The sequence below is a fragment of the Streptomyces adelaidensis genome (assembly GCF_016598475.1).
Lineage (GTDB): Bacteria > Actinomycetota > Actinomycetes > Streptomycetales > Streptomycetaceae > Streptomyces > Streptomyces adelaidensis.
Genome location: NZ_JAEMUX010000321.1, coordinates 1 through 386, shown reverse-complemented (window position 1 = coordinate 386; position 386 = coordinate 1). Strand labels below are relative to the sequence as shown.

Annotated in this window: 1 protein-coding gene; it reads left to right on the top strand. The window is 69.2% G+C overall.

Annotated elements, in window-relative coordinates:
* The coding region (locus I8N67_RS42055) for an alpha/beta fold hydrolase (protein ID WP_372443929.1) at positions 1-386 on the top strand (386 nt) is incomplete at both ends.

The window sequence follows — 386 nt, the reverse complement described above, 5'->3', positions numbered from 1 at the left end:
GGACTACGCCCTCTACCGCCAGGACCGGCTGCGCAGTCTCACGGTCTCCGGCAGTGTCATGGGCATTCAGGACGCCGAGTACCTGGAGCTGAGCCAGATCGTTCAGCCTGCTGGGCTTCGCGGCATGCCCACCGACTTCGCGGAGTTGGGCCCGTCCTACCGGGGCGGGGACCGGGACGGCGTGGCGGCCTGGCTGGAGATAAACGCCCGCGCGAAGACGGCAAACGCCTTCACGCCGTCCCTCGCGAACGTGATCACCTGGGCCGGGCTGGAGACGCTGACGCTCCCCGTCCAGCTCATCACCGGGGACGGCGACCTGATCAGCCCGCCGTCGATCATGCGCCTGAACGCGGGGCACGTGCGGAACGTGGAGACCCACGTCGTGG